This is a genomic window from Carboxylicivirga caseinilyticus, from assembly GCF_050589785.1.
Classification (GTDB): domain Bacteria; phylum Bacteroidota; class Bacteroidia; order Bacteroidales; family Marinilabiliaceae; genus Carboxylicivirga; species Carboxylicivirga caseinilyticus.
Genome location: NZ_JBNGOX010000025.1, coordinates 77,183 through 84,323, shown reverse-complemented (window position 1 = coordinate 84,323; position 7,141 = coordinate 77,183). Strand labels below are relative to the sequence as shown.

Genomic DNA, 7,141 nt, shown 5'->3' with positions numbered 1-7,141 from the left:
ATAACTGATGACAGAAGTAATGGTGTGAATAAAATCAGACTTGACGTCGCAATAGTGTTAATCGGCAAAGCTGGCTACTTTGTGCGACGGATTTATAGCTCGACTCATACTGTGGGCTAAAGCCACCGGCAATAACAGTCATCCATTCAGGCTTATTCGAACAGCATTTTAATTAAACTCAACGATTATTGATTTTATTCAAGCACATTTATGAAGAGTATATTATATCAATTGATCATTAATACCATAGAAAAAGACCAAATTAACAATTTAACAGTTAAACTTATCTACACTCAAATCCTAAAAATAACACATCATAAATAATAAATCGTATATCGAAAATCATTTCAGGTTTCTGTGTGCGACGGATTTGCTGCTTTACAAATACCGAGGGCTAAAGTCCACGGCTATTACAGTCAATTTTTAAGACTTCTTTAAACCTTTGCAATACATTGGTTTTTAGTACAATGTAATTTTAAACTTAATTTATTTATTTAATCGATAAAGAGTATCTTGAAAGTAGTCTAGTGGTCTAAAATCTAGAAGTCTAACGATCTAATAGATTAAGCAAACCATAAAATTTAATTGGTGAAATCTGTGTAATTTGTGGTTAAAAACAATTACGGATTTAAGTATAGAATATAACAACTACGGAGTAGTTCAATGTTTAAAGAAATGAAAAATGACACTAAATTTCATAACATCGGTGCAGCTTTTACTATGCCGATCTGATTATTATCGCTTCAATTTATCTTTGAGGTCAAACTGGTATGATTATGATCAGGTATTAATATTATCCAGAATATATTTAGGTAATTATAATACATTAACAACTAATCATTATCTACTATCCACCATCCACTATCCACCATCCACTATCCACCATTCACCATCTACAATTCACTACTTTCCAATTGTTTATCTAATTTACTGAACTCACTGTTTTGAGAAATATATTCAGGAACCAACTCTTTCATTCTGCTAACCAGTAGATTGTTATTCTCAATTTGTAAGGCAAATAGTAATTCTTTAACTTTTTTATTTACGGTATCATAATCATGTTTCCTGACTTTGCCAATCATTATTTTATCATGGTGAGTTGGAAGCGTGTTTTCTTTAGAGGCTAAAAGCTCCTCATATAACTTTTCTCCGGGACGTAAACCGGTATATGTGATTTTAATATCTTCATCAACTTTTAATCCTGATAGACGGATCATTTCAGTTGCCAGGTCCACAATCTTAACCGGCTCTCCCATATCAAATAGAAAGATCTCTCCACCTTCGCCCATAAAACCTGCTTCCAGTACTAATTGACAAGCTTCAGGAATGGTCATAAAATAACGGGTAATATCTTTATGTGTCACTGTAATTGGTCCACCCTGTGCTATTTGTTTTTTAAATAAAGGTACAACAGAACCATTTGATCCTAATACGTTTCCAAATCGGGTAGTGATAAATGCTGTTTCGATATTCTTAAGCTGGGACAAAGCTTGTATATAAATTTCACAAATGCGTTTGGAGGTACCCATCACATTGGTCGGGTTAACCGCCTTATCTGTTGAAATCATAACAAATTTTTGCACCTTATGTTTTACAGCTAAATCAGCTAATAGCTTAGCTCCTCCTATATTAACACGGATTGCTTCATAAGGATAAGTTTCCATTAAGGGAACATGCTTATAGGCGGCTGCATTAAATACTATATCCGGTTTATATAGCTGAAAAATATCTTCAATCCTTTTTCTGTTGGTTACATCAGCCAGAACGACATCAAAGGGAGCATCGCTATGACTTAGAATGAGTTCTTGTTGCAGATCATATAAAGCTGATTCAGCAATATCCAGCATGATAATCTTTTGAACACTGAATCGCAATAGTTGTCTAACTATTTCAGATCCAATTGATCCAGCGGCACCAGTTACAAGAATAACTTTCCCATCTAGCCCAACCATAATTTTGCCGAGATTTAATTGAATTTCATCCCTGCCAAGTATATCGTCAATCTGAATATCCCTGATTTGTTTTTCATTGGAAATTCCATTAACCCAATTTTGTACAGAAGGCATCACTTTTAATTTCCAACCATTATCAATACAGGCTTGCGATATTTCATGTTTCTTTTGAACACTTATATTTCTGACTGCCAGGATAATAATTTGAACATTTCTGCTTTTACCTGTTTCAAGTGCTTTTTTCCATGATATTACCGGACAGGAATTAACTTGTATTCCAATTTTTGAAACCTTGTCATCAATAAAGCCTAGAACATTGTAATGATTTTCTTTGTCATTTTTAATAGCCTCCATTGTAATCTGTGCCATGTCCCCGGCACCATAAATAAGAACATTATCAAATGCTTGTTTTTTAGTCAGGAAACCATACATTTCTTTAACAATCATTCTGAATCCTATTGTTAAAATAACTGTTAGCGAAAAATGCATTATCAAAACAAGCTGGGAAATATAAATCCAGTTTAAATTGAAATATTCAATAATGTAATTTAAACCAAACAGAAATGAAAATGCAGATAAGCTGGTAATTATCATTATTTTAAATTCATTGTAACTGCTGTGTCTGATTATACCTTTAAAGGACCCATATATAAGGAATGACAACAGGTAGATTAAGAGAACCCAAAGAGAACTTAGTGTTAAATCGGAGACTGAGTAAGATGATAAAAGTACATTTAGCCTGACAATATATGATATTATAAAAGCGTTAGCTACTATGCTAAGATCTATTAGCAGAATCAACCAAGGGGATACTATCCGACCATTAAATACTTTTAATAGTAAAGATTTCATACCTGCAATCGTTTAAATTTTTATTCCGGGTTTCTTAAAATGATAAAATAATTACTTCAAAAAAACACTCGGATTTTATTTATTTTTAAAACGTAAAACTTGAATTTAGTTTCAAAGTTTTACATGAACCTTTTTGGGTGCTTATTGAAAAATCATTATGACAAAGATTCCATAAACGCAATATATTACAAGCATTAGACAAATACATTTTTTAAATTGATTTTGTATTTAAGTTTATGACGAATGTATTATTTGAAAGGTTGAATCAATAGAAAATGTCAACAAAAAAGAAAGTTCGAAAATATATTTTGAATTGATGTTGTTGGAGTGTAAAGTGTACATATTCAGGGTTTAATGTGAATTGTTGTTTTTTTTGCTGGTTTATGACTAAATTGTTTATCAATGGATTCTTTATTGTAGAAAGAGAGTGCGTAAAATTGCCTATCATTTGTTTTTTTGACCAACATTGTTAAATGACTGATTAAAATAGAACCTTAGAACTTATCTTTGTTTAATTAGATAAATTGAGAAATCTATTAATAGAATTAAATTTTCTTTTTTAAGGAACCTGAATTATGAAGAAAAACATTGTAATATTTATTAACCTTTTAATAATGAGTTCTTGTGTGCCATTGAAGAAATCAATATATCTGCAAGGAGAATTGGCTAAAGAGCTTGATAGAATTGAGAGTGCTTATAATCCTGAGAAAACGTCATATCTCATCAAACCCAATGATAATTTATATATTAGAGTCACAAGTTTAGATTCCAGGACCTCTGCCTTCTTAAATAATGATGTGGGTAGTACAAATAATACCATTGATAACCCAATGGCAGCCAGTTTAATTGGTTATCGGGTTGAGTTGGATGGTTCCATTAATTATCCCTTTGTTGGTAAAATTTATGTAGCTAATTTAACCCTGGATCAGGTAAGGGATAAAATTCAATTGGCAGTAAGCAAATTTATTGAAGAAAGTAGTGTAAATGTTAAATTACTAAATGATAATATAACTATTATTGGAGAAGTTACAAATCCAGGAAGGTTCTTATTATATGCAGAAGAGGTAAATCTATTAGAAGCTATAAGTATGGCCGGAGATTTGACTGATTTTGCTAATCGCAAAAAAGTAAGGTTGATCAGGCAGGATGGAGAAACTCAACAAATGATTGTGATCAATACACTGGATGAAAAAATAATGTTTTCACCTTATTATTATCTTAAACCAGGAGATATAATTTATGTTGAACCAAGAAGATTGAAATCATTGAATTTAAGTCAAATACCTATTGGAATGACATTAACTCTTTTAAATACTGTATTGTTAATGTATACATTTTATCAAACTCAGTTTATTAACAATGCAAACAATTAACAGACAAAATGATAAATACTGAATTAAATCATAATAATATTGATATTCGAAAAATTCTATTCAGAGCTCTGGAATATTGGTATTGGATTCCACTTTTCCTTATTATTTTTACTGCAGGTGGTGTATACATTTATCGAACTACAACACCAATTTACCAGATTAGTACTCAACTTTTAATTTCAGGAGGAGAGAATGACCGTTCTTCTATTGGCGGAAGTGAAGAAGATGTGTTGTCTGGAGTTAAACTTGGTTGGCAAAGTAATATTGAAAACCAGTTAATAATTTTGACTTCATCCAATCAGGTAGAGAAAACGATCAGGCAGCTGGATTTCTCAGTTTCATATTTTTTGTCCGGGATGTTATTAACAACAGAAATTTATAAAGAATCACCTTTCAAGGTAATTGTAGATACAACCCAAACGAGCTTAAGTTCACATCTTTTTCATGTTAAATTTATTAATGATAAGGAGTTTTATTTAACTATTGAAGGAGATAATGAATATAAGAGGAAAGCTTCTTTCTTTGAAAAGATCAATGAAACAGGTTTTTCTTTCAGTATTTTACCTGTGGATGAATTAGTAAAGCGGAAACATTATATTGGTATGGATTATTCTTTTCAATTTAATTCATTAGGTAGATTGATTTCCAGTTATAAATCCAGATTAAGTATCAGGCAGGTACAGGGTTCTTCAATACACGAAATATCAATCACTGAAAATAATATTCAGAAAGGAATGGATTTTCTGAATAAACTGGCTCATAATTCGGTAACTTATACCTTGGAAAAGAAAAATCAGATAGCTAATAATAAAATCAGTTTTATAGATAATCAGTTAATTGGTGTAACAGATTCTCTTGAGAATGCAAAAATGGTACTGCAGGATTTCAGATCCAATAATGAAGTAATGGATGTGAGTATGCAGGGTCAAATGATTATCCAGCAATCTCAGGATTTGGAAACTCAACGTTATAATTTACAGGAGGAATTGGATTATTATAATTATTTGGTTGACTATATTCAAAACAATACAGATGCCAGTCAGCAGATAAGTGCTCCTTCTTCTCAAAATGTTTCGGATCCGACATTAATGTCACAAATTGCTGAATTATCAACCTTAAATGCAGAAAAGGCAAGTCTGCAATTTAACTCCCGTGTTGACAATCCGAATATAAAAAGTATTGACCGTAGAATATCAACTATTAAAAACTCGATCACAGAAATTACCAAGAGTCTGATCAATACAACCAATAGTCAGTTAAAGGATTTAGATAATAGAATTATGAATCTAAGTTATCAGATTAGGAAATTGCCTAAAACTGAGCAAAAATTATTGGATATTCAGCGTAATTTTGAAATGAATGAACAGTTGTATACTTACTTATTACAAAAAAGATCGGATGCTCAATTGGCTAAAGCATCTAATTTGCCAGATAATGAAATTATTGAATATGCAATTCCCAAGGGAAGAATACAACCTAATTTATTAAAAATTGCCTTCACGGTTGTATTTCTGGGCCTATTTATTCCAACAGGCATAATATTACTAATTGTATTTTTAAATGATAAAATTCAGGATAAGGATGATTTGGAAGGGTTTGATGTACCTCTTGTTGGATCTGTACCTCAACAATCAAAAAAAATAAAAGGGATAGAAGCTATAGAAAACCCGAGGTCTGCTATTGCTGAGGCTTATAGAAGTATTCGTACATCACTTGAATTTTATAATTCAAACTCAGGGTGCAAGACAATTATGATAACTTCTTCTTTGCCGGGAGAAGGAAAGTCGTTTTGTGCCTCTAATTTAGCCATATCATATGCTCAGTTGGGTAAAAAAACTATTTTATTAGGGTTTGATTTAAGAAAGCCAAGTTTACATAGTACTCTCAATTTGAAGGAGAATAATCATGGTTTGAGTCGATTTCTGCTTAATGGTCATTTAAATGAAAGTCGAAAGCATCTGATTGAACAAACTACCATAAAAAATCTGGATATTATAATGACGGGTGAAATTCCACCAAATCCTGTAGAATTGATTGCAGGTGATGCTACCAATATATTATTTACAGAATTAAAACAATTGTATGATGTGATTATAATTGATACACCTCCTTTAGGTTTGGTATCCGATGCCATATTACTTTCTAAATTTTCAGATATTAATATTCTTGCAGTCAGACATAATTACACACCCAAAAAAGTCTTTCTAAATGTTTTACAAAGTGAGAATCTAATGAAAATGAGTAATGTTACTCTTTGTATTAACGGTTTACCCATAAGGAAGAGAGGATATTCGTATGGGTACCAATATGGTCTAAAGAGTAATTATTACACATCTTGAAAATAAATTAAATAACCATAAGCGAAAATATATCACTTATATTGTTGATGTTTTTGGTGAGAAAAGAGGGGAAGATTAGGAATGTAACTCAGTGTTTAAATATTTAAACTGAATCTTTAATTACTTAAATATTAATTGGCTTCTTATTGAGGACGTTAACTTGTAATTGTTTTTGAGATTTAACTACGATGTTTAACACCTTCAAAACTTACCTTAATCCAATAATTTGAGGGATTAGACAAAGAAGTATAACATTACGTTTTCTCTTTTTGTATTTTAACACAGAGTTATGAAAAATATAATTAACTTTTATAATAAGGGAAATGAAAGATAAGATTAAAGAATTTATTGCTGAGACTACATTCACTGATGTGAACTCTTTTAATGATGATACGATGATATTTGATGAAGGAATTTTCGATTCAATGGGATTACTGGGATTGATTAATTTCCTGGAGTCAGAATTTGGAATAGTGACAGATGATACAGAGTTGCAAGAAGAGAATTTTGGAAGTGTAGAGCGGATTGCGGATTTTGTGGGACGTAAAATGTCTCTTGCCAGTTAAATTATCCTGAAAGATATCAAAAATGGGTTAGTGCATGGACTAACTCATTTTTTATTCAA

The 7,141-nt window shown here is 31.2% G+C and carries 4 protein-coding genes; 3 read left to right on the top strand and 1 reads right to left on the bottom strand.

Going from position 1 to position 7,141, the window contains the following annotated elements; translation table 11 throughout:
- Positions 1-893: 893 nt before the first annotated feature.
- Positions 894-2,804 (bottom strand): polysaccharide biosynthesis protein, encoded by a 1,911-nt coding sequence (locus ACRD62_RS13505; RefSeq protein ID WP_430820639.1) that lies wholly within the window; start codon positions 2,802-2,804, stop codon positions 894-896.
- 575 nt (positions 2,805-3,379) lie between these two features.
- On the opposite strand from ACRD62_RS13505, the gene ACRD62_RS13500 reads away from it, so the two are divergent.
- The 3 genes from ACRD62_RS13500 (at position 3,380) to ACRD62_RS13490 (ending at position 7,082) form a co-directional block, all read left to right on the top strand.
- Positions 3,380-4,177, top strand: coding sequence for a polysaccharide biosynthesis/export family protein (locus ACRD62_RS13500; protein ID WP_321409497.1), 798 nt, complete (start codon positions 3,380-3,382; stop codon positions 4,175-4,177).
- An 8-nt stretch (positions 4,178-4,185) separates the two neighbouring features.
- The gene (locus tag ACRD62_RS13495) at positions 4,186-6,516 is read left to right on the top strand and encodes a GumC family protein (RefSeq protein ID WP_430820638.1); all 2,331 of its coding nucleotides are present in this window, start codon (positions 4,186-4,188) and stop codon (positions 6,514-6,516) included.
- A 323-nt stretch (positions 6,517-6,839) separates the two neighbouring features.
- Positions 6,840-7,082: an acyl carrier protein gene (locus ACRD62_RS13490; protein ID WP_321409500.1), complete on the top strand. Its 243-nt coding sequence runs from the start codon at positions 6,840-6,842 to the stop codon at positions 7,080-7,082.
- Positions 7,083-7,141 lie beyond the last annotated feature (59 nt).